The sequence below is a fragment of the Enterobacter sp. UPMP2060 genome (assembly GCF_053709655.1).
Genome location: NZ_JBSKJQ010000001.1, coordinates 26,112 through 49,231, shown reverse-complemented (window position 1 = coordinate 49,231; position 23,120 = coordinate 26,112). Strand labels below are relative to the sequence as shown.

General features: G+C 56.4%; 19 protein-coding genes. 12 read left to right on the top strand and 7 right to left on the bottom strand.

What is annotated here, in order from left to right; translation table 11 throughout:
- Positions 1-34 precede the first annotated feature (34 nt).
- The 3 genes from entF to fes are packed head-to-tail and all read right to left on the bottom strand — an operon-like array spanning position 35 to position 5,311.
- Positions 35-3,892 (bottom strand): enterobactin non-ribosomal peptide synthetase EntF, encoded by a 3,858-nt coding sequence (gene entF, locus ACWKXN_RS00250; protein ID WP_454543164.1) that lies wholly within the window; start codon positions 3,890-3,892, stop codon positions 35-37.
- Entirely contained in the window at positions 3,889-4,101 is a 213-nt protein-coding gene (locus ACWKXN_RS00245; protein WP_048980779.1) for an MbtH family protein, read from the bottom strand. The genes entF and ACWKXN_RS00245 overlap by 4 nt, the downstream gene beginning before the upstream one ends.
- A gap of 10 nt (positions 4,102-4,111) precedes the next feature.
- On the bottom strand, positions 4,112-5,311 hold the full coding sequence (fes, locus tag ACWKXN_RS00240) for an enterochelin esterase (RefSeq protein WP_454543163.1): 1,200 nt from the start codon (positions 5,309-5,311) through the stop codon (positions 4,112-4,114).
- Positions 5,312-5,457: 146 nt separating this feature from the next.
- Here fes and ACWKXN_RS00235 point away from each other — a divergent pair, with 146 nt between their 5' ends.
- The 5 genes from ACWKXN_RS00235 (at position 5,458) to ACWKXN_RS00215 (ending at position 10,002) form a co-directional block, all read left to right on the top strand.
- On the top strand, positions 5,458-7,698 hold the full coding sequence (locus tag ACWKXN_RS00235) for a TonB-dependent siderophore receptor (protein WP_320709064.1): 2,241 nt from the start codon (positions 5,458-5,460) through the stop codon (positions 7,696-7,698).
- Positions 7,699-7,779: 81 nt separating this feature from the next.
- Positions 7,780-8,430 (top strand): enterobactin synthase subunit EntD, encoded by a 651-nt coding sequence (entD, locus tag ACWKXN_RS00230; protein ID WP_331396036.1) that lies wholly within the window; start codon positions 7,780-7,782, stop codon positions 8,428-8,430.
- Between the two features lie 158 nt (positions 8,431-8,588).
- Positions 8,589-9,149 carry a type IV secretion protein Rhs gene (locus tag ACWKXN_RS00225; RefSeq protein ID WP_094934415.1) on the top strand — a complete coding sequence of 187 codons (561 nt, stop codon included), beginning with the start codon at positions 8,589-8,591 and terminating at the stop codon, positions 9,147-9,149.
- A complete protein-coding gene (locus ACWKXN_RS00220) occupies positions 9,146-9,499 on the top strand; it encodes a putative T6SS immunity periplasmic lipoprotein (RefSeq protein ID WP_211437731.1) in 354 nt (117 codons plus the stop codon). The genes ACWKXN_RS00225 and ACWKXN_RS00220 overlap by 4 nt, the downstream gene beginning before the upstream one ends.
- Positions 9,500-9,501: 2 nt before the next feature.
- Positions 9,502-10,002, top strand: coding sequence for an Hcp family type VI secretion system effector (locus tag ACWKXN_RS00215; protein WP_094934417.1), 501 nt, complete (start codon positions 9,502-9,504; stop codon positions 10,000-10,002).
- An 84-nt stretch (positions 10,003-10,086) separates the two neighbouring features.
- Here the strand turns inward: ACWKXN_RS00215 and ACWKXN_RS00210 are convergent, their stop codons facing one another.
- Positions 10,087-10,542, bottom strand: a complete 456-nt coding sequence (locus tag ACWKXN_RS00210; RefSeq protein ID WP_075203913.1) for a SymE family type I addiction module toxin — start codon at positions 10,540-10,542, stop codon at positions 10,087-10,089.
- 895 nt (positions 10,543-11,437) lie between these two features.
- Positions 11,438-13,471 carry a choline BCCT transporter BetT gene (betT, locus tag ACWKXN_RS00205; protein ID WP_029741651.1) on the bottom strand — a complete coding sequence of 678 codons (2,034 nt, stop codon included), beginning with the start codon at positions 13,469-13,471 and terminating at the stop codon, positions 11,438-11,440.
- Between the two features lie 128 nt (positions 13,472-13,599).
- Between betT and betI the strand changes: the two genes are divergently transcribed.
- From betI to betA, 3 genes are read left to right on the top strand one after another with little or no spacing between them, the layout of a single operon-like run.
- Complete coding sequence (gene betI, locus ACWKXN_RS00200; RefSeq protein ID WP_032662864.1) at positions 13,600-14,187, top strand: transcriptional regulator BetI; 588 nt, start codon at positions 13,600-13,602, stop codon at positions 14,185-14,187.
- Between the two features lie 13 nt (positions 14,188-14,200).
- A complete protein-coding gene (gene betB, locus ACWKXN_RS00195; RefSeq protein WP_033144883.1) occupies positions 14,201-15,673 on the top strand; it encodes a betaine-aldehyde dehydrogenase in 1,473 nt (490 codons plus the stop codon).
- A gap of 13 nt (positions 15,674-15,686) precedes the next feature.
- The gene (betA, locus tag ACWKXN_RS00190) at positions 15,687-17,351 is read left to right on the top strand and encodes a choline dehydrogenase (RefSeq protein ID WP_454543162.1); all 1,665 of its coding nucleotides are present in this window, start codon (positions 15,687-15,689) and stop codon (positions 17,349-17,351) included.
- A gap of 88 nt (positions 17,352-17,439) precedes the next feature.
- On the opposite strand, the gene ACWKXN_RS00185 is transcribed toward betA, so the two are convergent.
- Complete coding sequence (locus ACWKXN_RS00185) at positions 17,440-18,567, bottom strand: T6SS immunity protein Tli4 family protein (RefSeq protein WP_454543161.1); 1,128 nt, start codon at positions 18,565-18,567, stop codon at positions 17,440-17,442.
- Complete coding sequence (locus tag ACWKXN_RS00180) at positions 18,564-20,093, bottom strand: lipase family alpha/beta hydrolase (protein ID WP_454543160.1); 1,530 nt, start codon at positions 20,091-20,093, stop codon at positions 18,564-18,566. Before ACWKXN_RS00180 ends, ACWKXN_RS00185 begins: the two co-directional genes overlap by 4 nt.
- A gap of 200 nt (positions 20,094-20,293) precedes the next feature.
- Here ACWKXN_RS00180 and ACWKXN_RS00175 point away from each other — a divergent pair, with 200 nt between their 5' ends.
- From ACWKXN_RS00175 to ACWKXN_RS00160, 4 genes are all read left to right on the top strand, one after another.
- Positions 20,294-20,857, top strand: a complete 564-nt coding sequence (locus tag ACWKXN_RS00175; RefSeq protein ID WP_454543436.1) for a fasciclin domain-containing protein — start codon at positions 20,294-20,296, stop codon at positions 20,855-20,857.
- A 43-nt stretch (positions 20,858-20,900) separates the two neighbouring features.
- On the top strand, positions 20,901-21,455 hold the full coding sequence (locus ACWKXN_RS00170; RefSeq protein WP_454543159.1) for an RNA polymerase sigma factor: 555 nt from the start codon (positions 20,901-20,903) through the stop codon (positions 21,453-21,455).
- Entirely contained in the window at positions 21,452-22,099 is a 648-nt protein-coding gene (locus ACWKXN_RS00165; protein WP_454543158.1) for an anti-sigma factor, read from the top strand. The genes ACWKXN_RS00170 and ACWKXN_RS00165 overlap by 4 nt, the downstream gene beginning before the upstream one ends.
- Positions 22,100-22,374: 275 nt before the next feature.
- Entirely contained in the window at positions 22,375-23,115 is a 741-nt protein-coding gene (locus tag ACWKXN_RS00160; protein ID WP_033144879.1) for an SDR family oxidoreductase, read from the top strand.
- Positions 23,116-23,120: the final 5 nt, after the last annotated feature.

Genomic DNA, 23,120 nt, shown 5'->3' with positions numbered 1-23,120 from the left:
CCGTTGGGGAGAGGGTTAGGGTGAGGGGAAATCACTACCCCAAAATCTCCCTCAACACCGGCCCTATCTTCTCAAACGCCTGCGGTGAAATGATATCCACGTGGGCGCAGTCCTGGCTGTACACCTCAAGCTCCGCCACCCACGGCGCCCAGGCGACCTGCGGATCCATCGTTCGCGTGCGCTCGGCGACAAACAGCGTCGCTTTGCCGTCAAAGCGCGCGCTGCGCGCCGTGGTGAGCAGCCGCACCGCGTCGGCGTAGTTGCCCTCAATAGCGTTAAACAGCTCGCTGGAGCCCTGCCCCTGCTGGGCGGCGATAAACGCCTGACGCTCGCGCTCGATTTCCGCCAGCACCTCGGGGTCGAGGCCGTTGGCCTCTTTCTCCGACCAGTTCTGGGTTTCCGGCGGCCAGGTGTCCAGCAGGCCGAGGAAGGCCACCGCTTCACCCTGCTCGCGCAGACGGGCGGCAATACCCTGCGCCAGCGTGCCGCCAAGGGAATAGCCGAACAGATAATACGGCCCCTGCGGCTGCTGTTTACGCAGCGTAGCCAGGTGATGCTCAATCACCCCATCCAGATCCGCACGCTGCTGCATTGGACCGTCCGGACGCGGCGACTGAATGCCGACGATGGACCAGCGCGGGCTGAGGTAGCGCGCCAGGACGCTAAACTGCCAGGCAAAGCCGGACGCCGGATGGAAACAGAACAGCGTCGGGCCGTCGCTTTCGCGCAGCGGAAGAAGTGTTTCATACCCCAGTCGCTGCGCCTGCTCGTCGCTCATCTGCGAGTCCAGCAGCGCGCTGAGCTTGCTCACCGTGGAGGCGACCATAATCTGCCCCGGCGTAACCTTGCGCTCGAACTCGCGGCTAAGCTGTGCCGCCAGGCGCATCGCCAGCAGCGAGTGTCCGCCGAGGGCAAAGAAGTCGGCGTCGATGTCGTTGACCTCGCAGCCCAGCAGGGCGGAAAACGCCTGCGCGACGGCGACTTCGGTTTCCGTCTCCGGCGCACGGCCGGAGGATTTACTCGTCAGCTCCGGCAGCGGCAGCGCCTTGCGGTCAAGCTTGCCGTTCGCGCTGAGCGGCAGCGCGCTGATTTGCAGCAGCACCACCGGCACCATGTGCGGCGGCAGCTGTGCTTTTAGTGCTTCCATCAGCGCGTCGCGATCCAGCGGTAAGCCGGATTCGGAAACCACATACCCCACCAGCTGGCGGGCATCGCCGCCGGTGGCTGCCGCCTGGTTGAACACGCAGGCGTGCGCCACGGCCTGGGCCACGTCCGGCAGCGACAGCATCGCCCGGTCGATTTCGCCCAGCTCGATGCGCTGTCCGCGGATTTTTAACTGGTCATCGCTGCGGCCGAGATATTCCACCGCACCGTTGTCCAGCCAGCGGGCAACGTCGCCGGTGCGGTACATCCGCTCGCCCGGGGCGAACGGGTCGGCAATAAAGCGGCTGGCGGTGAGGTCCGGGCGACCCAGATACCCCTGCGCCAGCTGAATCCCGGTGAGATAAAGGTCCCCCGCCACGCCGAACGGCACCGGGCGCATCATCGCATCCAGAATGCGCAGCCCCGTGTTCCACACCGGGAAGCCGATCGGCACGCTGTTGCCTTCCACCGCCGCCAGCTCGGGGCCAAACGCCGGATACCAGCTGACGTCCACCGCCGCTTCGGTTGGGCCATAGAGGTTGTGCAGCGGCGCACGGGTGAGCTGCTCCCACTCGCGGCACAGCTCGGTCGGCAGCGCTTCGCCGCTGCAGAACACCTGCTTAAGCGTCCTGCAGCAGTCGACGTTTTCCGGCGTCAGCGAGGCGACAAACGCCGCCAGCATCGACGGCACGAAGTGGGTAGTAGTCACGCCGTACTGCGCGAAGAAGCTCTGCATCGCCTGCGGGTCGCGGTGCGCGTCCGGCTCGGCCATCACCAGCTTCGCCCCGGAGATAAACGGCCACCAGAACTCCCACACCGACACGTCAAAGCTGCACGGCGTTTTCTGCGCCACCACGTCCGTCGCGTCCAGCGGGTAGTGGTCCTGCATCCACTTCAGGCGGTTAACGATGGCGGTATGGCCGACCATCACCCCTTTCGGACGCCCCGTCGAACCGGAGGTAAAGATGATATACGCCGTCTGCTCCGGCTTCGCCAGGCGCAGCGGTTTTGCATCCGCAGCCGGTAAAAGTGTGTTGTAACTAAATGCACTAATCGGCAGATCGCTAAAGCGCGGAAGCTGCTCGTCGGTGGTAATGAGCAGGGACGGCTTCGCGTCTTCCAGCATCATCCTCAGGCGGTCGTCCGGGTAGCCGGTGTCGAGCGGCAGCCAGGCGGCACCGGCCTCGACGATGCCGTGCAGCGCCAGCGTCAGGAACACCGATCGCGGCAGGGCCACCGCCACGCTGTCGCCCGGCTTCACGCCGCGCGCGCGCAGCAGGTTTGCCAGCGCGACCACCTGCTCGCGCATCTGACGATAGCTGAGCTCAATATGCGCGTCAGCCAGCGCGGGGGCGTCCGGCGTTTTGCTCGCCTGCTCCGCCACCAGATCCGCCAGCGTGGTGGCCGGCAGCGCCAGCCCGGTATCGTTGATGCGCGCCAGCTGCGCGTATTCCTGCTCAGAAACGGTTTCCACGTCGCCGCAGCGCAGGTCCGGATTAGCCGCAAACTGCAGCAGCATCGCGTTCAGGCGCGCGACGTGACGGGAAAGCGTCGCCTCATCGTAACGCTGCTTACTGGCGAGGATCTCAATGCTCAATCCGCCCTGTTCGTCCGGGAACAGCGCCAGCTCAAGGTCGTTCACCTGGCCGGTGGCCAGCGTGTGGGTGATGGCCTCCACGCCGTCGATATCCAGCTGATAATCAAACACCTTCACGTTCAGCACCGGGCCAAACAGGGCTTCTTCGCCTGCGGCACGCCCGCTGTCGCGCACGATCTGCTCGGCGTCGTAGCGCTGGTGGCGGCGCATTTTTTTCAGCTGGTTGGCCAGGCGCAGCGCCAGCTCCGGCAGGCTCTCCTGCGGGTTGATATTCACCGCCAGCGGCAGGACGTTGAGCACCGGCCCGGTCGCGGTCAGCGCGGCGGAGCCCATGCGTCGCATAAAGATAAACCCGGCGGCGTAGTCCAGCCTTCCGGTCAGGCGGCCCAGCCACAGCGCCACCAGCGCAAGGGCCAGATCGGTACGCTGCGCCTGCCCTGCCGCCTGTGCAAGCTGGCTAAAGGCGCGACCGTCGGCGGCGATTTTGAGGCGCAGAATATCGGTAGTAGCGGCGCGTCCCGGCAGCGGCGCGGAAGAGAGCGAGACCGGAGAAGGAAGCTGCCTGCGCTGCTCCGCCCAGAAGGCGCCGTCGCGCTGATACGCCTCGCTGTCGCGATAGCGCTGATACTCTTCCACCACTTCGGCAAATGGCGTAAACGGGGAGTCAGGAGTCGGTTCATCCTTTTTCCACGCGGCGTAAATCGCGGCGATCTGGCGGGTAATGGCCGGGAAGCTGAAGCCATCCACCACCAGATGGTGATAGCGCTGATACCAGTACCAGTGGCTTTCACCCACCTGAATCAGCTGGTGAAACGCCAGCGGCTGACCGCTGTCGACGCGCAGGTTCTGGTGGAGATCGGCCTCCATCAGCGCCACGGCGGCCGCGTGGTCGTCAACGCGAACGATGGACGGATCCTGCAGAACGTAGGTGTCATCCACCCACTGCCACACCTCGCCGTTCTCCTCGGCAAAACGCATCCGCAGGGTATCGGCCTGCATCATGCCTTCAGCGATGGCTTTTGCCAGCAGCGGCGCGTCGATATCGCCTTTCAGCTCGGTGTAGTGCGCCACGCTCCAGGCGTTTGGCAGGGAAGAAAGCTGTTCCGCCATCCAGATACCCGGCTGGGCGGCGACGAGAGGAAGACGGTTCATGCGCTCCCCTCCGCAAAATGGGACGGTTCAAGCGTTCGCCAGTGCCCGGCCAGCCATTGCTGGCACGCCTCCTGAGACTGCGCCTCGCACACCACGCGCCACCCCGCCGGCAGTTCGCACTGCTGCGGCCACAGGCTGTACTGCCCACGGTCGTTTTGCAAAATGGCAAACTGTCCCTGCGGATTATCGAAAGGATTGCTGAATTCCATACAGACTCCGTTATTGAATGAGCGGCTGCCAGAGGGTCATCAGCCCCTGCGTCAGCCCACCGCGCCAGCAAAGCGCATCGTGTCCGCCGTCAACCTGACGCCAGGTAACCTGCTGCTGCGCGTGTAGTTCGGCGTAAATCGCCTGATTGGCATTGAAAATCAGCGGCTCGTTGCGCCCGGCTTCGAGGACGATACGCAGCCCGCTCGCGGTCAGCTCACCGGCTCTGAGCTGTTCGATGAGGCACCCTTCCTGCTGCCCGCCGCGGTGCGGCCACCAGTACGAGCCGGACTGGCTCAGCACGCAGCCAAAACGCTGCGGCCAGTTGAGGCCAGCATAAAGCGAAGAGAGTCCGCCAAAGCTCTGGCCCGCCACCACGGTACGGTCGGCGAGGTCGCTGAAGGGGGCGAGATGTTTTACAAGAGGGAGAAGTTCTTCCTGTACCGCCAGCCAGAAATCGGGGTTACAGGGCAATTCGCGGTTGCGGTGTTCCATATCGATCGCATCGATTAATACGTAGACCGCAGGGGGCAGTTGGCGCCCGGTGGTGAGCGACGTCAGCGCAGGCCAGACGGGCATGCTTTCGGCCCAGAACTGCCCGTCGAGCAGCACCGCCAGCGGGCGCTCGGTGCCGTCGTCCCCGGTGGTAAAAATCCACACGCGGCGACGGTTGTTGAGACGCTCGCTGTTCCACTCAATGCAGACCGGCTGGTGATACTGCGTATCGGGATGGTCCCAGCCGGGCTGAACGGGCGCGTCCGGCATCTCCAGCGCCGAAACGGCATGACCGCGCCCGCCGCGCCAGCTCTGCCGATTCAGCGGGTCGGAAACCGCGTGCGGCAGCAGCCTGCGCCAGCCTTCGCGCAGCGCCATGCGGTCCGGCAGTTCGCCTTCAAACACGGTATCGGCAAAATCGTTTTCATTTACAGAAGGGATAAAACAGTAGCTCCCGCGCCACTCGGGGCTGAATTCGCCCTGCCACTGCCAAACGTCGGTATCAGGAATGCGCTCGAGGGACTGCGGGCGGGCATTTTGATGGTGATCGGTCACGCCGGTAACGTAGAGCCAGACGCGTTTGACCAATGAGGTTTTCTGCGTTCCTGCCGGATCCCGCCACCAGAAGGTGACGCGACACTTCTCCTTCTGACGTTCCCATTCAGGTCCGTTTTTCGACTGCCACCACGCTTCACTTCCGGTTGTTAACGTCGTCACCCTTATAACCCCATGTTTCACAGTCTTTTTTGTTTCAGAGCAAATTTTATTGATAATAATATTGATAACTATTTGCATTTGCAATAGCGTAATGCCCGCGCTGTGGGAAGCGCGCTCATTAAATAACCATAAAAGCGGGACGTACAATGAATAAGAAGATTCACTCTCTGGCCTTGCTGGTCAATTTAGGGATTTATGGTGTCGCGCTGCCCGCCATGGCAGACGACAACACCGCCTCTGCGCAGCACGAAGATACGATGGTGATCACCGCCGCCGAGCAGAATTTACAGGCGCCGGGCGTGTCGACCATCACCGCCGACGAGATCCGCAAAAACCCGCCCGCGCGCGACGTGGCGGAAATCATCCGCACCATGCCGGGCGTTAACCTCACCGGGAACTCCACCAGCGGCCAGCGCGGAAACAACCGTCAGATTGACATTCGCGGCATGGGCCCGGAAAACACCCTGATCCTGATCGACGGCAAGCCGGTCACCAGCCGCAACTCTATTCGTCTGGGCTGGCGCGGCGAGCGTGACACCCGCGGCGATACTGGCTGGGTGCCGCCGGAGATGATCGAGCGTATCGAAGTGATCCGCGGTCCGGCAGCCGCGCGCTACGGCAACGGCGCGGCAGGCGGCGTGGTAAACATCATCACCAAAAAATTCGACGACCAGTGGCACGGCTCCTGGAACACCTACCTGAACGCGCCAGAACATAAGGACGAAGGTTCCACCAGGCGCACCAACTTCAGCCTGAGCGGCCCCCTGGGCGGCGACTTCAGCTTCCGCATGTTCGGTAACCTCGATAAAACCCAGGCCGACGCGTGGGACATCAACCAGGGTCATCAGTCCGATCGTACCGGTGCCTACGCCAACACCCTGCCGGCTGGCCGCGAGGGCGTGGAAAACAAAGACATCAACGGCGTGGTGCGCTGGGACTTCGCGCCCATGCAGTCCCTGGAGTTCGAAGCGGGCTACAGCCGCCAGAACAACCTCTACGCGGGCGACACGCAGAACACCAACAACGACAGCGCGCTGGTGAAGAAGAATTACGGCAAAGAGACTAACCGTATCTACCGCCAGAACTTCGCGGTGACCTGGAACGGCGGCTGGGATAACGGCATCACCACCAGCAGCTGGGCGCAGTACGAACACACCCGCAACTCCCGCCTGGGCGAAGGTCTGGCGGGCGGGACGGAAGGCTTGTTCAGCAGCAATAAATTCACCGACACCGACCTGGCCGACGTGATGCTGCACAGCGAAATCAACCTGCCGATTGATTTCCTCGTCAACCAGAACCTGACGCTGGGCACCGAGTGGAACCAGCAGCGCATGAAGGACTCCACCTCCTTTACGCAAACCCTGCAGGGCGGCACCGTTCCGGGCATGAGCAACGACCGCAGCCCGTACACTTCGGCGGAGATTTTTTCCCTGTTCGCCGAAAACAACATGGAGCTGACCGACAGCACTATGCTGACCCCTGCCCTGCGCTTCGATCACCACACTATCGTCGGCAACAACTGGAGCCCGTCCCTGAACCTGTCGCAAGGTCTGGGCGATGACTTCACGCTGAAGATGGGGATCGCGCGCGCCTATAAAGCGCCGAGCCTGTACCAGACCAACCCGAACTACCTGCTCTACAGCAAAGGCCAGGGCTGCTACGCCAGCTCGGACGGCGTGGGCTGCTACATGATGGGCAACGACGATCTGAAAGCGGAAACCAGCATCAACAAAGAGATTGGTCTGGAGTGGAAACGCGACGGCTGGCTGGCGGGCGTGACCTGGTTCCGCAACGACTATCGCGACAAGATTGAAGCGGGCTACGCGCCGATCGGTCACACCTCTTCCGGTAAAGTGCAGACGGATATCTACCAGTGGGAAAACGTTCCGAAAGCGGTCGTCGAAGGGCTGGAAGGCTCCCTGAACGTGCCGGTCAGCGACACGATCAACTGGACCAACAACATCACCTGGATGCTGCAGAGCAAAAACAAGGAGACCGGCGACCGTCTGTCGATCATTCCGGAGTACACGCTGAACTCGACCCTGAGCTGGCAGGTTCATCAGGACGTGTCGCTCCAGTCGACCTTTACCTGGTACGGCAAGCAGCAGCCGAAGAAGTATAACTACAAAGGTCAGCCGGTGACCGGGTCTGAGAAAGACGAAATCAGTCCGTACAGCATCGTTGGCCTGAGCGCGACCTGGGACATGACCAAAAACGTCAGCCTGACCGGCGGCGTGGATAACGTCTTCGACAAACGCCAGTGGCGCGCGGGTAATGCCCAGACCACGGGCAACGCCACCACCGGTGCGTATATGTACGGTGCGGGAGCGTATACGTATAATGAGCCGGGTCGCACCTGGTACATGAGCGTGAATACGCGTTTCTGATTCAGGCAGTAACTCCCCCCTCTCCCCGTGGGAGAGGGCCGGGGTGAGGGCATCAGGCCGCACAATTCTGAAGGGAAAAACATGCACACAACCCACACCACGTTCATTCTTGCCGGCCACACCGTCCACCACGTCACCTTCGCCCCCACCACCTTCACCGACACCGACCTTCTCTGGCTCCCCCACTACGCTGAACTTTCAAACGCCGGACGCAAACGCAAAGCCGAGCATCTGGCAGGCCGCATCGCCGCCGCGCATGCGCTCGGTGCGATAAATGAACGCGCGATCCCCGGCATCGGCCCCAGCGGCGAACCGCTCTGGCCGGAAGGGGTTTCGGGAAGCATTACTCATAGCGGCACGCAGGCGATGGCGGTTGTCGTCCGTCATCAAGATGCGCTCGTAGGTATTGATTGCGAAGCCATTCTTCCAGACCGGGAAGCCCGCGAAATCCAGGACGGCATCGTTGATGCGCAGGAAGCGATGTACCTGACGCACTCGGGCTACCCTTTTGCGCTGGCGCTGACGCTGGCATTTAGCGCCAAAGAGAGTTTGTTTAAGGCGCTCTTTCCACAGGTGAAAACTTATATAGGTTTTGACTGCGCTCGTATTATGACACTCGATGAAAGAACACTTACGCTGGCCCTGACCCGCCCACAGGCTGAGTTTAAAGAAAATACGCTATTTACAGTTCACTGGTTACTTGATGGTAATCAAGTCATCACTTTGCTGTAACGCGCGTCAGGCATCGAAAATCTTTATTCAGCCACTCTTTCACTTCTTTTATTTCTCGCAATGCGAGAAACACTTTTTAGGAATATATCAATCTTCTTTTCCATTTCTGCAGGAGTAGGATAAAACCCCAATAACCATAAAATTTAAATGGATTTATAATTCCGGTAAATGAACGCATTATTCCCACCTCAGGAACCCCGATTAACCCAGGCGGTATCCGACAACTCACCATCGGTGAGATAGCCCTCGCGAAGACGCTTTACGGTTACAGTATCCATTATCATCTGGTGTGGGTGCACAGGGAAGGTTATCTTCCTTTTAATCTCCAGCCTGTCGATATAGCGATGAGTCCCAATGGTGAAATGTGGTTTAGAGAAGAAACTTATTCACCTGATTTCTCTTTAGAGGACGACTTAGTTAAGAAGCATAGATTTATGCATGAGATGATGCACGTCTGGCAAACACAAAAGGGGATGTTTGTCAGGACCAGAGGATTATTTTCCGGTATTGCTGACTATACTTATAGCTTAGATAAAGTAGATTTATTGCATTATGGGTTAGAGCAGCAAGCATCGATTGTAAGCGATTACTGGTTATTGAAATATTTTGGCCTGGACAAAAATCAGAGTTTACTACAATACCGGGATCTGCATCTTAAAGAAACGCTCTATTACCTCCTGAATAAATATAAAACAGTTTTAAAAGGATTTCCCGGATGAAAAAACTGCTGGTTATTATTGCTATGTGTATTTCAATTACCGGTTGTCCTGGTGGTAAACGAGCCCCCAAAACACGACTAACTTTTATTAACGGCAATTATATTTGTTTCAGCATAAATAAAAATGACATTTTGAAATATTATACAATTTATTCAAGCAAAGCCCATCAGATAAGCATAGTGACGGGATCCGGATACGGTGATTTCAACGCTTCCTATCCTGATACTTGTATGAATATTAAATGGGAGCATGAACATACTTACGTAATTCACTACGGCTTAAATGGCAAAGAATATGTACATCAGTTCGATATCGATAAAAATGGCAAGCTAATAAATTTAGGAGAATGATAATGTCACTACCCGCTTACCTATTTCTCTACGATGAGCACGGAATGCTCATACAGGGCGACTGTATGATGCCAGGTCGAGAAGGTGCTATAGAAATCATGAACAGCAGTTACGGCATAAAACAAGCCGTCGATAGCCATACCGGAAATATGACCGGAACAAGACAGCATGGTCCGGTTACTCTGCATAAGCAATTAGATAAAGTGAGTCCTTATCTTGCTGTTGTCGCTTGCGAAGGAAGACGCCTGCAAAAAGCAATTATCAAATATTATGAAATTGTTGAAGCGGGAGCGGAAACAGAGATCTACACCATCACACTTGATAGCGTGGTAATTTCATCTCTGGATTTCACGCATGTATACTATCCGGGCAGCTCTGCGCCTAATATGCATGAAGTGGTAGGCTTACGATTCCGTGGTATTCAATGGAATTATCTCAAGGGCAATATTATTTATGATGATTTATGGATGAAACCTGCGCAGAAAGAAAAAACTAGAGCATAACTATCCTGATTAATCTAATAAAATACTAATATATGTGGTTGCTCAAAGCGCGATCCTGGCATTCCCAGGATCGCCTCGTGATGTTTACCGCTCCCCTTTTCCACTTTCGTTCACTGGCAAATCCCCCGTATCAATTAAGGCTCCCGGAAACGTCTCCAGCCACTTCATCATTTTCAGCTTATTTGTATACGTTGCGCTGACGCCTTCCAGACAGCCCCACAGCTCACGGGAATTTTGCGGCGTAATCACAATACAATCCGGCATCACGCGGATCTTCACGGCTATTCCTGCTTTAAACCCTGCGCGGGTTAACCACGCGCCGGTTAACGGCAGATAGTTTCGCTCCATTCGGGTATAAAGTTCAACACAGGCGGAACCCGCCTCTCCTCTTTCATGAAGATACGCAGAGTGAACCGGCTCGTCATGCAACGCCCGGATGCGTTTTTTGCGTAGCTTCTCGCGATTTTCTTGCTGAATCTCTAGATCTGCATTTTCTGTTTGGGCAATAGCCCGCTCTGGCATAGAATTCTTCGCAGCCATAATCAACTCCCTTTTAGTTGTTTGTGGTTAGCGGTATGGAGGTGGTCGCACACCTTTGTACCGCGATTCCTTTTTGTTGCCTTTTTACATATCTTTCCAGATCTCAGTGCTGGGTTAATTTCGGCCATTATACTTCCATGTATAAATACACAGGGAATTAAAATAAGGGGAATTTGATAAATGCGAGGTAACTCGAGGAATAATAATCTTGAGGTGAAAATCTTTTTAAATATTATGTAAATAAATTAGTCAATACAATACCATTCATGAATGATATAGTTAGATGCGTTAAGAGGGCAAAAATCGCCCTCTTGCGTTAGACTAACGATACTTTTGAGAGAAATTAGACTTAACAACACGACTTATGTAGCTATTGAGTCCATGACCAGCATGAGCTAATTGCTGCATCTTTGCCACTACAGCGAGCCCGGGCTTGCTGGTATCGTAAACATATTTCCATCCATCGCTGAAGTGAACAGTGATTGAATCGTTAGTAGTTTCATAAAAAACGACTCCAGAATCGCCACCCTTGTTTGCATAAACTGGCAATTTGTTATCCTCATTTAATTGCAGTAAAATTTACTGCCAGTCAGTTATATGCTTTATGCTAATGATATTTATTGTAGTTGATCGCACTTTCTGTTTTTTAATGCTATAAGCAATAAGCGTTCATTAATTATTCAAAAAGCCCCTTCCGGATAACTATTTAAAAACTCCAATTAATTGTGAGATCCCAAAAAAAAACAAATTCCCGTAAAAAATGAGTTATGCCATCAATATAAATTATTGATATAAATACACCAATACAAACTTTTCACACATTTTCAAAAATAACGGGGCCAAAGTTTAAACACTCAGCCCCCGTTACCTAACCTTTATGATGCTCATCTAGACATCAAACATCCGGGAACATCACGCTATTCCCCGGCGCTTCCCTGTGCAGATGGATAAAGTTCAGGTGCCGTTCATACTGGTCCAGAATGTCCGTAATCACCTGCTCCTTGCTGTAGTCCATCAAATCATTCCCCTGGCTCCCTTCCAGCAGGAAGGTCTCAAGCCGATAGTAGGTCGATTTCCCGCTGCGCGCCCGGTAGGTAAACCCGGGTACTGAATACTGCTGCGGCCAGATCTGATAAACAAAGTTCTGCTCGTCGCCCATGTGCACCAGCAGATCCAGGTGCCCCAGGGTCTCGCCCTCCTCCGGCGGCAGGTTTTTCAGCTCCACGTAGGCTCCACGCAGCTTCAGCTCCTGCGCAACCTCTTCCATTGCCGGGAAGCAGACCGTCTCCATCATCTGTTTGGTGTAGCGCGTGCCCGGGTAGTTCATCAGGCGCGAGAGACGTTTCTTCCAGCTCAGCCTGTCCTGCGCGCCCATCGGACGCGGCGCGGTGTCGCGGCTGGCGCTGACGCGGCGATAGTCTTCCACCTTGAGCGATTTATACAGCCCGGCCATCACGAAGAAGATGACGAAGCTGAACGGCAGGCCCATGATCACCGTGGTGTTCTGCAACGCCGAAATGCCGTTGGTCATCAGCATGCCAAGCGTCAGCAGGCCGATGGCGACGGACCAGAAGATGCGCAGCCAGTTCGGCGCATCGCTGTTGATATCTTTGAGCTTCGAGGTGAAGTTGCCCAGCACCAGCGCGCCGGAATCCGCCGAGGTAACGTAGAACAGCAGGCCGGTAATGGTCGCCACGGAGGCGCTAAAGGTAAACGCCGGGTACTGCGCCAGCAGGCTGTAGAAGCCGCGCTCCGGGTGCGCCATCGCTTCCTGCGCGAAGGTGGCATTGCCGTGGATGATCTCATGCAGCGCGCTGTTGCCGAAAATCGACAGCCACAGCAGGGTAAAGGTGAACGGGATAATCAGCGTGCCCATCACAAACTGGCGGATGGTGCGGCCACGCGAAATACGCGCCAGGAACAGGCCGACAAACGGCGACCACGCGACCCACCACGCCCAGAAGAACAGCGTCCAGTTGTTCATCCACTCCACCGGACGGTCAAAGGCGAAGCTGTTCAGCGTCATGCCCATAAAGCGGTTTACGTAGTCGCCCACGTTGAGCACTAGGGCATTGAGCAGGAACGAGGTATCGCCCATAAACAGCACGAACAGGATCAGACCCAGCGCCAGCGCCACGTTCAGCTCGGAGAGCACGCGGATGCCTTTATCGACGCCCGACGTCACCGAGATGGTGGCGATAATGACGGAGAGCGCAATCAGCGCCGCTTTGGCCGCCATCGAATCCGGGATATCAAACAGCACGCTCAGCCCGTAGTTGAGCTGCACCACGCCAATCCCGAGCGTCGTCGCGATACCAAAAATGGTGCCGATCACCGCCGCGATATCGACGCTGTGGCCAATCGGCCCGTTAATCTTTTTACCGAAGATCGGGTACAGCGCGGAGCGGATGGTGAGAGGCAAATTATAACGATAGCTAAAGTATCCGAGCGCCATGCCCATCAGAGCGTACATCGACCAGCCCGTCAGGCCGTAGTGGAACAGCGTCCAGACCATCGCCTGGCGCGCGGCCTCCATCGTCTGCCCCGCCCCTTCCGGCGGCTGCATATACTGCGTGACCGGTTCGGCCACGGAGAAGAACATCAGGTCAATGCCGATGCCGGCGGCAAACAGCATCGCGGCCCAGCTCAGCAGGCTGAACTCGGGCTTGGACTGCTCAGGTCCGAGCTTCACGGAACCAAAGCGCGAGCAGGCAATGCAGACGACGAAGACGATATAGAGCGTCGCGGCCAGCAGATAGTACCAGCCGAAGGTCTTCGACACCCAGTTCAGGGTGCGCCCAATCCACTCGGCAGAAAAATCACGAAAGAAGATGGTCGTCAGGGAAAACAACAAAATCAGCCCGGCGGACGTATAAAAAACGACCGGGTTGATTTTGTCTTTTTCTCTGTCTTGTGAAAGGTCTGTCATCCAGTATCCCCACTTTTTTTGTAACTATTGAAATCCAAATCCGCAACAATTAAGACACATTTTATATTGAACGTCCAATCAAAAACCGCTTTAATGTATTACCAACGCTGATGAATGGAGTGGCAAAAATGCCCAAAGTGGGGATGCAGCCGATCCGGCGCAGGCAGCTTATCGACGCCACGCTGGAAGCAATAAATGAAGTGGGAATGCACGACGCGACGATCGCGCAGATCGCCCGTCGGGCGGGCGTTTCCACGGGGATCATCAGTCACTACTTCAAAGACAAAAACGGTCTGCTGGAAGCGACCATGCGCGACATTACCGGCCAGCTGCGCGACGCGGTTTTGAGCCGCTTACGCGCCCTGCCGGACGGCAGCGCGGAGCAGCGCCTGCAGGCGATTGTCGGCGGCAATTTTGATGAAACCCAGACCAGCGGCGCGGCAATGAAGGCCTGGCTGGCCTTCTGGGCAAGCAGCATGCATCAGCCAATGCTCTACCGCCTGCAGCAGGTGAGCAGCCGTCGTTTATTGTCAAACCTGGTGTACGAGTTCCGCCGCGAGCTGCCGCGAGAACAGGCCGAAGAGGCGGGCTACGGCCTGGCGGCCCTGATCGACGGGCTGTGGCTGCGCGCCGCGCTGAGCGGCAAGCCGCTGGATAAAACCCTGGCGCAGTCGCTCACCAGCCACTTCATCAGCCAGCATTTACCGACCGAATAACCGAGGAGAATTTATGTCCCGAATGGCAGAACAGCAGCTTTATATCAATGGTGGTTATACCTCCGCCACCAGCGGTCGCACCTTCGAGACCATCAACCCGGCCAACGGTGAAGTTCTGGCGAGCGTACAGGCCGCCGGACGCGAAGACGTCGACCGCGCCGTCGAAAGCGCAAAACGCGGGCAAAAAATCTGGGCGGCGATGACCGCCATGGAGCGCTCGCGCGTTCTGCGTCGCGCCGTCGATATCCTGCGCGAGCGCAACGATGAGCTGGCGAAGCTGGAAACCCTCGACACCGGTAAAGCGTATTCCGAAACCTCCACCGTCGACATCGTCACCGGCGCGGACGTGCTGGAGTACTACGCCGGGCTGATCCCGGCGCTGGAAGGCAGCCAGATCCCGCTGCGTGAGACCTCATTCGTCTACACCCGCCGCGAGCCGCTGGGCGTGGTGGCGGGCATCGGGGCGTGGAACTACCCGATCCAGATCGCCCTCTGGAAATCCGCTCCGGCGCTGGCGGCGGGCAACGCGATGATCTTCAAGCCTAGCGAGGTGACGCCGCTCACCGCCCTGAAGCTTGCGGAGATCTACACCGAAGCGGGCCTGCCGGACGGCGTATTTAACGTCCTGCCGGGCGTAGGCGCGGAGACCGGCCAGTACCTCACCGAGCATCCGGGCATCGCCAAAGTCTCCTTCACCGGCGGCGTCGCCAGCGGCAAGAAGGTGATGGCCAACTCGGCGGCCTCGTCCCTGAAAGAGGTGACGATGGAGCTGGGCGGCAAATCCCCGCTGATTATTTTCGACGACGCCGATCTGGATCTCGCGGCGGACATCGCCATGATGGCGAACTTCTTCAGCTCCGGCCAGGTGTGCACCAACGGTACCCGCGTGTTCATACCCGCGAAATTCAAGGCCGCGTTTGAGCAGAAAATCGTTGAGCGCGTGGGCCGCATCCGCGCGGGCGATCTGTTCGATGAACGCACCAACTTTGGGCCGATGGTCAGCTTCCCGCACCGCGACAGCGTGCTGCGCTACATCGCCAAAGGCAAAGAGGAAGGTGCGCGCGTGCTGTGCGGCGGCGACGCGCTGAAGGGCGAAGGTTTTGACAACGGCGCGTGGGTCGCCCCGACCGTGTTCACCGACTGCACCGACGAGATGACCATCGTGCGCGAAGAGATCTTCGGCCCGGTGATGTCCATCCTCACCTATGAAAGTGAAGAAGAAGCGATCCGCCGCGCCAACGACACCGACTACGGCCTGGCGGCGGGCATCGTCACTGCCGACCTGAACCGTGCGCACGGCGCCATTCATCAGCTCGAAGCGGGCATCTGCTGGATCAACACCTGGGGTGAATCCGCCGCAGAGATGCCGGTCGGCGGCTACAAACACTCCGGCATTGGCCGCGAGAACGGCGTGATGACGCTGCAGAGCTACACCCAGGTGAAGTCCATCCAGGTTGAGATGGGTAAATTCCAGTCCATATTTTAACCGGGAGGTTTATTTGCAATTTGACTACATCATTATCGGGGCCGGCTCTGCCGGCAACGTACTGGCAACGCGACTGACTGAAGATCCGAATACCACCGTTCTGCTGCTTGAGGCAGGCGGGCCGGACTACCGCTTTGACTTCCGCACCCAAATGCCCGCCGCGCTGGCGTTCCCGCTGCAGGGCAAGCGCTACAACTGGGCGTATGAAACCGAGCCAGAGCCGTACATGAACAACCGCCGCATGGAGTGCGGACGCGGCAAAGGTCTGGGCGGCTCGTCGCTGATCAACGGCATGTGCTACATCCGCGGTAACGCGATGGACCTCGACCACTGGGCCAAAGAGCCGGGTCTGGAGCACTGGAGCTACCTCAACTGCCTGCCCTACTACCGCAAGGCGGAGACGCGCGACGTGGGGCCGAACGACTACCACGGCGGCGACGGTCCGGTGAGCGTCACCACCTCTAAGCCGGGCGTGAACCCGCTGTTTGAGGCGATGGTGGAAGCGGGCGTGCAGGCGGGCTACCCGCGCACCGACGATCTCAACGGCTATCAGCAGGAAGGCTTCGGCCCGATGGACCGCACGGTCACGCCGCAGGGCCGACGCGCCAGCACCGCGCGCGGCTATCTTGACCAGGCCAAAAAGCGCCCGAACCTGACCATCCGCACTCACGCCATGACCGATCGCATTATCTTTGACGGAAAACGCGCGGTAGGCGTCGAGTGGCTGGAAGGCGAAAGCACCATCCCGTCCAGAGCGACGGCGAATAAAGAGGTGCTGCTGTGTGCGGGCGCGATTGCCTCCCCGCAGATCCTCCAGCGCTCCGGCGTGGGCAACGCGGAGCTGCTGAAGCAGTTCGATATTCCGCTGGTGCACGACCTGCCCGGCGTGGGCGAAAACCTGCAGGATCACCTGGAGATGTACCTCCAGTACGAATGCAAAGAGCCGGTCTCCCTCTACCCTGCCCTGCAGTGGTGGAACCAGCCGAAGATTGGCGCCGAGTGGCTGTTTGGCGGCACCGGCGTGGGCGCGAGCAACCACTTCGAAGCGGGCGGTTTTATCCGCAGCCGCGAAGAGTTCGAGTGCCCGAACATTCAGTACCACTTCCTGCCGGTAGCGATTAACTACAACGGCTCGAACGCGGTTAAAGAGCACGGCTTCCAGTGCCACGTTGGCTCCATGCGCTCCCCGAGCCGCGGGCACGTGCGCATCAAGTCGCGCGATCCGCACCAGCATCCGGCGATCCTGTTCAACTATATGTCTCACGAGCAGGACTGGCAGGAGTTCCGCGACGCTATCCGCATCACCCGCGAGATCATGCACCAGCCCGCGCTGGACAAATATCGCGGTCGCGAAATCAGCCCGGGCGTCGAATGCCAGACCGACGAGCAGCTGGACGAATTCGTGCGTAACCACGCCGAAACCGCCTTCCACCCGTGCGGCACCTGCAAGATGGGTTACGACGAGATGGCGGTGGTCGACGGCGAAGGCCGCGTTCACGGGCTGGAAGGGCTGCGCGTGGTGGATGCGTCGATCATGCCGCAGATCATCACCGGCAACCTGAACGCCACCACTATTATGATTGGCGAGAAGATTGCCGACGCCATTCGCGGGCGCGAGCCGCTGGCGAAGAGCACGGCGGCGTATTATGTGGCGAACGGGGCGCCGGTAAGACGCTAAGTTTCGCCCGCCTACGTTTCAACGATGATTAAAACCTCAGTTTCATAGACAAAAATCCCCGGACGTCGCCGCCGGGGATTTGTACCAGTCAGAACGCATTGTCCCTGAGACGAAATGAACGGGTAATGCGATCCCAGATCGCCACAAACTCAGCTTCGCTATAGGCTGATGGGGGAGCAGTGTCGCTTCCTTCGGGTGGGATTTCGTTGCTGAGTGTCAGATCAAGACTGGGATGCATGAAGTCTGCATTTGTCTCATTCGCTACGGCTGTAAACATGAGCTGCGCTGAGGGATTATCGGATGATCTTTTTGGTGGGGCGGTAATCAGCCATTCATTGCCCGTGAAACCGGCAATCTGCGCTTCCCCCTTACGTAATGTGCGTCCATTAATGCTGTTGATATAAGACTGAATTTCCCCGGTTCGCTCCAGCATGGTGGTGCTTTCTTTCAGAGCATTATTGCTCCAGACGATAAAAGAAAATACCGAACTGTGCGGATAAATAAAGGTGATGTCTTCCTTTGGTTTACCGTTCCCGTCGCGGATAAACCCTTCTGAAATACAGGTGCCCGGCTGTGTCGGGATTTCATCATTTTTTCGCCCGCTCAGACGGGACATTAAGTCCTGTAGCTCTGCTAGTTTCTGAGGTTTGTTATTAATATGGCCAGGACTGACACCAGCATTGATAAAATCCTCCTTATCTTGTTGATATTTAGGATTTGATAAATCGATAATATCCTGACTGAGGATAAACGCTACCCCATCTATATACAGGTGCCCTTCCAGAGTGCGGCCATATCCTCCTTCACTCCCATTTCTATTCCGGTCAAAGATCACCGCATTCTCATTGATCCGGTACACCTGCTTTAAGAAAGGCTGATCCACTTTCCTCACTGTATGCCCGTTCAGCAACTCCTGCTCTCGTAGCCGGATACGATGTTCAAATGCCGGGCGATAAAATCGCTTGCTGCTGATGCTGATCTCATTGATTTTGGCATCTTCGGTCCGGGTGTTTTCAAAAGAGGTCGGAACCTCAAACACATAGCGCCCCACGCACTGGGCTTTAGTGTAGGCAAACAGGGTATCAACCATACGTTTTTCCTTAGCGGTCAATTCTGGTGGCGTATGAACAAACGTCACAAAGTTGTGAATATAGAATCCTGCCGCCAGCAACAGCATCGCCAGCGGAATAAGCAGGGGAAACGGGAATTTTTTCATGGTGCCGGCACCTGCTGCACGATTTTTACCACCGAGCGGACCGTGAACATCAGGGCGTCGGACAGGTCGCTGTAAACTGAACGGGAGCGATCCACAGGATCAACGGCATAGGCCCCTTCATGGTCAACATTGGTCGCCAGCACCCCAAAAATTCTGGGGGACCTGGTCCGGATCGCCTTTACTGGCACCGTGCCATCGCCGGGCGTTCCTGCGGAAATCAACTCAAAGGTTGTTCCTGCATCATACCGATATGTCGGTGACGATGGCTCTGGATAGCCCATCACCGGCACAGGCCGCAGAGCAGGCCGTTCTTTCCACGTCAGAAAAGCATCAGACTTATTGTCTGCACTCGCACCATAAAACAGCCAGGTCTGCGGGTGGTATTTGCCATTCAGTTTCTCAATGAATTCTTTAACTGGATTCTTTATCCGGTAAACAAAATCTTGCCACTCACTATTCGTATCCCCCAGCAGCAAATCCTTATCACATAGCCGCCACCAGTCCGTTTTGTTCAGGTATATTTCCGTGTACGGATCGCTCTTTGGTAGAGACTGTTGCGTATCGCCGCTCTCGATTTTCAGCCAGCCAGGACCGTAAGCCTTGCCCGGCAGCAGTTGTAACGGGCCGGGAGACTGGGCCAACACCGGCATCAGCTTCTCGGCACTGTCCCCGATAATTATCCCGGTAATTCCCCGTTCGCCGATTTTCATCCGTCGATAAGCTGCTGGCGAGCCAAGGTCCGGCATCACCCCGTTGACAATCCCCAGAATCTTGCTCTGACCGTTCATGTTTTCTGAATAATGTCGGGCAACCAGGCCTCCCATCGAATGGGTGACCAGAATGACTTTGTCCACCGCCAGACGACCGTGATATAACCCCAGAACCTTGCTGATATATTGGCCAAGCAACGCCGCCGAATCAGCATTCGACTGTAGCCAGTTATAGCCAAAAACGTGAAGCGGGTATAAAAAGTGGTGCCCGTGCGCCGCTTCTTCTTCCGTCAGCACCTGCTCTGCAGGTTCGTCACCGATCCTGACACCGGTAAAACGCTGCCGCGCCGTTTGTAATTGCGCTTCACGGAAATAATTATCTAACAGGATATCGTCGTCACTGAGCAGGTACTGTAACCGGTCAAGCGCCTCGCCGTAGCTCATGTAAAACGCACTCCCCCAGCCCCGCACACACCGGGATGGGAACTTTTTACCGTCAGCCCCCTCATTGAAGATATTCCCGCTGTCATCAACAAATGTTGTTTTTGGGTCAAGAAGCTGTTTTCTTTTCTCCGGGCCTGCCAACGGCCATTTTTTTAGTGATTCAAAGCTGTACTCCCAGACTTTGTTCTCTTTGTTCTTTAAATTAGATCCCATCACTCCTGGAATGAAAATAACCGGAATGATTTTGTGCGGCGGCATAAGGCAAACCGCCACGTAATTATTTTCTTTTGGCTGGGAGGTCAATTCATAATGAAACCGTCCATTGTCGTCCCAGATGGGCCGATGATAAGCACGATTTTCAGAGTCATCCATGAGTTAAGTTCCTGATATTGTAGATCCAGAAGGGCATTAGCGCATAAAATCCGCGAACAGAACTTAACCAAAATCAACTTTCAAATTCACTTTGCCACTCCCTTCCCAAAATATTTTCATCCTCCTGCATCCAGTTTCCCACCTGCCCTCGTATGTGAGTATGTGAGCAACGCCTTTGCTCCTTAATCCGAGGATAAATGATGAAAAAGCTACTCAGTGTTGCATTCGTATCCAGCGCTTTACTCTTCTGTGCAGGCGCATCAGCGGCCATGACGTCTGGCTCCGTGATGGTGGGTGGAGCGGAAATGTTCCCGAGCAAAAACATTGTTGAAAACGCCGTGAATTCTAAAGATCACACCACGCTGGTGGCGGCGGTTAAAGCGGCCGGGCTGGTGGATACGCTGCAGAGCAAAGGGCCCTTCACCGTTTTTGCGCCCACCGATGCGGCGTTTGCAAAATTGCCTGCGGGTACGGTCGACAATCTGGTGAAGCCGGAAAATAAAGCGCTGCTCACCAGTATCCTGACCTATCACGTGGTTGAGGGTAATTACGATATGAAAGCGCTGGAGCAGAAAATTAAACAGGGCGGCGGCCACGCGGAGCTGAAAACCGTTAACGGTCAACCGCTGTGGATCATGAGTAACGGCCCGCACAATATTCAGCTCAAGGATGGTAAAGGTAACGTGGCGAATATCAGCACCTATGACGTCCATCAGAAAAATGGCGTGATCGATGTGATTGATACCGTCCTGATGCCTAAGTAGTTGTCTATACTTCGGAAGTGTGACGTTGCCTTCCGGGAAAAACATGGATAACGCGTTGGCTCAACAGCAGTTGAAATTAATGCAGGCGGTCGCAAACGGCGATCGCCGCGCATTTGAACAGCTTTACCGACTCACTTCACCGCATCTGTTTGCCGTCGCGCTGCGCATGCTGCGCCATCGCGCCTGGGCAGAAGAGATCCTTCACGACTGTTTTGTCACCGTCTGGAGTAAAGCCGACACCTATAACGCCGCCCTGAGCTCTCCGATGACCTGGCTTACGCATATTGTTCGCAACCGCTGTATTGACTGGCTGCGCAGCGGGCAAACCCGCGCTGCCGCCCGCGAGGAGTCGTATTCCGAAGAGAGTCTGCTTAGCGAAAACGATGAGCAAAACAACTGGTACGACGACGCGCAGGCAGCACGGCTCAGGCATTGTCTGGATCATCTAAGTCAGGAACAGCGCCAGAGCATTACGCTCGCCTACTATCAGGGCATGTCCCACAGCGACATTGCCGACTGGCTCCAGCAGCCCGTGGGCTCGGTAAAAAGCTGGATCCGCCGCGCGATGGATCATCTTCGGGAGTGCGTGGGCCTATGAATGACAGCGAAAAACGCGATGACATGCTGGCTGCGGAATATGCCCTCGGCACTCTGCGCGGAGGGGCGCGGCTTCAGTTCCAGAAAAGGCTCACCGCGGAGCCCCGCCTGACAGCGCGCGTCGCGTACTGGCAGGAAATGTTTAGCACGCTCGACAGTCATCTCGCGCCCGTTCACCCACCCGAGACGGTGTGGAAGAGGATCGCCCTCGATCTGCCACCGAAAAAGCCTTTGCGCCAAAGCCGGCCCTATCTCGGCTGGATGGTCGCGGCCGGCCTCGCCGCCGTTACCGTCGTGACCTGGTATTCCACCCGAACGCCGGAACTCGCACCGCTGATGGTGCTCAACGATGCCCAACAGCACGGGCAATGGATCGTCAGTGCGGACAGCCGCCGCCAGTATCTGAGCATCACCCCTCTCAGACCGAACGCTATTGCGGCGCAAAACAGCCTGCAGCTTTGGCTTATTCCTGCCGGTAAGGCCCCGATATCCCTTGGGCTGCTGCAACGTGATATACCGACTCATGTTGCCCTCAGGAACAACACCCTTACCCCTGACGCGATGATAGCCATAAGCCTCGAGCCCGAAGGTGGGTCACCCACCGGTCAACCCACCGGCCCCGTGCTGTACAGCGGCAAGATTTAATCCCCCGGCCTTGTTCGCAGGGCCGCAGGGGTCACCAAATTTTATTCTGTTCATATGATTGTTACATATAAGAATTAAATATTAAGCTTGCAATTAATTTAATTATTAAAAAACGTCATTGACATTTTCTTCCGCACTCCATTAAGTTTTAAGCGAGCATTATTTCATTCCAGATACAGAATATATCAAAAACGAGCGTTTAAGAATTTTTCATAATTCTTAAACCGCTCCCTTATTTTTATTTATTTTGAGTCACACAACAGTGAGATAAGATCATGAATAATAGTGCAAACAAAGTTGTTGTTATCACCGGTGCCAGCAGCGGTATTGGTGAGGCCATTGCCCTTCATCTGGCAAATAAACCTTTTTCTCTGGTTCTGGTTGCCCGTCGTCTGGAGAGAATTAACGCCCTGGTAGATCGCATTATTCAGCAGGGCGGCCAGGCGATTGCCGTGAAGGCGGACGTGACCCGACAGGAGGAGGTTCAGCGCGCGATTGACGCTGCCGTTGCCGCATACCAGCGCGTCGACGTGCTGATCAACAACGCGGGCTTTATGGCGATTGCCCCCCTCAGCGAGCTGAAAACCGACGAGTGGGACCGGATGATCGATACCAATATTAAAGGCGTGCTGTACGGTATCGCAGCGGCATTTCCGGTATTCCAGCGCCAGGGGAGCGGACACTTTATTAACGTGGCCTCCGTGGCGGGTATCAAGGTCCTTGCCCCCGGCGGCGTGGTGTACAGCGCCACGAAATTCGCCGTCCGCGCCCTGAGTGAAGGCTTACGTCAGGAAGCGGGGAAAACCGTTCGGACGACCCTTATTTCCCCCGGCGCCGTTGAAAGCGAGCTGCAGTTTGGCAGCTCTGATGCCCCGAGCAAACAGTTCCTGCATGAATTTTATAAGCAGGCTATTCCGGCAGAGTCGATTGCCAGAGCCGTATTATTTGCTATCGAACAGCCTGGCGACGTTGATGTAAATGAAATAATTGTCCGTCCTACGCAGGAAGAATTTTAGCATGA

Bases quoted from the DNA above. Each gene is read 5' to 3' on its own strand.
- entF (WP_454543164.1), bottom strand. From the start codon at position 3,892: ATGAACCGTCTTCCTCTCGTCGCCGCCCAGCCGGGTATCTGGATGGCG.
- ACWKXN_RS00245 (WP_048980779.1), bottom strand. From the start codon at position 4,101: ATGGAATTCAGCAATCCTTTCGATAATCCGCAGGGACAGTTTGCCATT.
- ACWKXN_RS00235 (WP_320709064.1), top strand. From the start codon at position 5,458: ATGAATAAGAAGATTCACTCTCTGGCCTTGCTGGTCAATTTAGGGATT.
- entD (WP_331396036.1), top strand. From the start codon at position 7,780: ATGCACACAACCCACACCACGTTCATTCTTGCCGGCCACACCGTCCAC.
- ACWKXN_RS00220 (WP_211437731.1), top strand. From the start codon at position 9,146: ATGAAAAAACTGCTGGTTATTATTGCTATGTGTATTTCAATTACCGGT.
- ACWKXN_RS00215 (WP_094934417.1), top strand. From the start codon at position 9,502: ATGTCACTACCCGCTTACCTATTTCTCTACGATGAGCACGGAATGCTC.
- ACWKXN_RS00210 (WP_075203913.1), bottom strand. From the start codon at position 10,542: ATGGCTGCGAAGAATTCTATGCCAGAGCGGGCTATTGCCCAAACAGAA.
- betT (WP_029741651.1), bottom strand. From the start codon at position 13,471: ATGACAGACCTTTCACAAGACAGAGAAAAAGACAAAATCAACCCGGTC.
- betI (WP_032662864.1), top strand. From the start codon at position 13,600: ATGCCCAAAGTGGGGATGCAGCCGATCCGGCGCAGGCAGCTTATCGAC.
- betB (WP_033144883.1), top strand. From the start codon at position 14,201: ATGTCCCGAATGGCAGAACAGCAGCTTTATATCAATGGTGGTTATACC.
- ACWKXN_RS00185 (WP_454543161.1), bottom strand. From the start codon at position 18,567: ATGAAAAAATTCCCGTTTCCCCTGCTTATTCCGCTGGCGATGCTGTTG.
- ACWKXN_RS00180 (WP_454543160.1), bottom strand. From the start codon at position 20,093: ATGGATGACTCTGAAAATCGTGCTTATCATCGGCCCATCTGGGACGAC.
- ACWKXN_RS00175 (WP_454543436.1), top strand. From the start codon at position 20,294: ATGAAAAAGCTACTCAGTGTTGCATTCGTATCCAGCGCTTTACTCTTC.
- ACWKXN_RS00170 (WP_454543159.1), top strand. From the start codon at position 20,901: ATGGATAACGCGTTGGCTCAACAGCAGTTGAAATTAATGCAGGCGGTC.
- ACWKXN_RS00165 (WP_454543158.1), top strand. From the start codon at position 21,452: ATGAATGACAGCGAAAAACGCGATGACATGCTGGCTGCGGAATATGCC.
- ACWKXN_RS00160 (WP_033144879.1), top strand. From the start codon at position 22,375: ATGAATAATAGTGCAAACAAAGTTGTTGTTATCACCGGTGCCAGCAGC.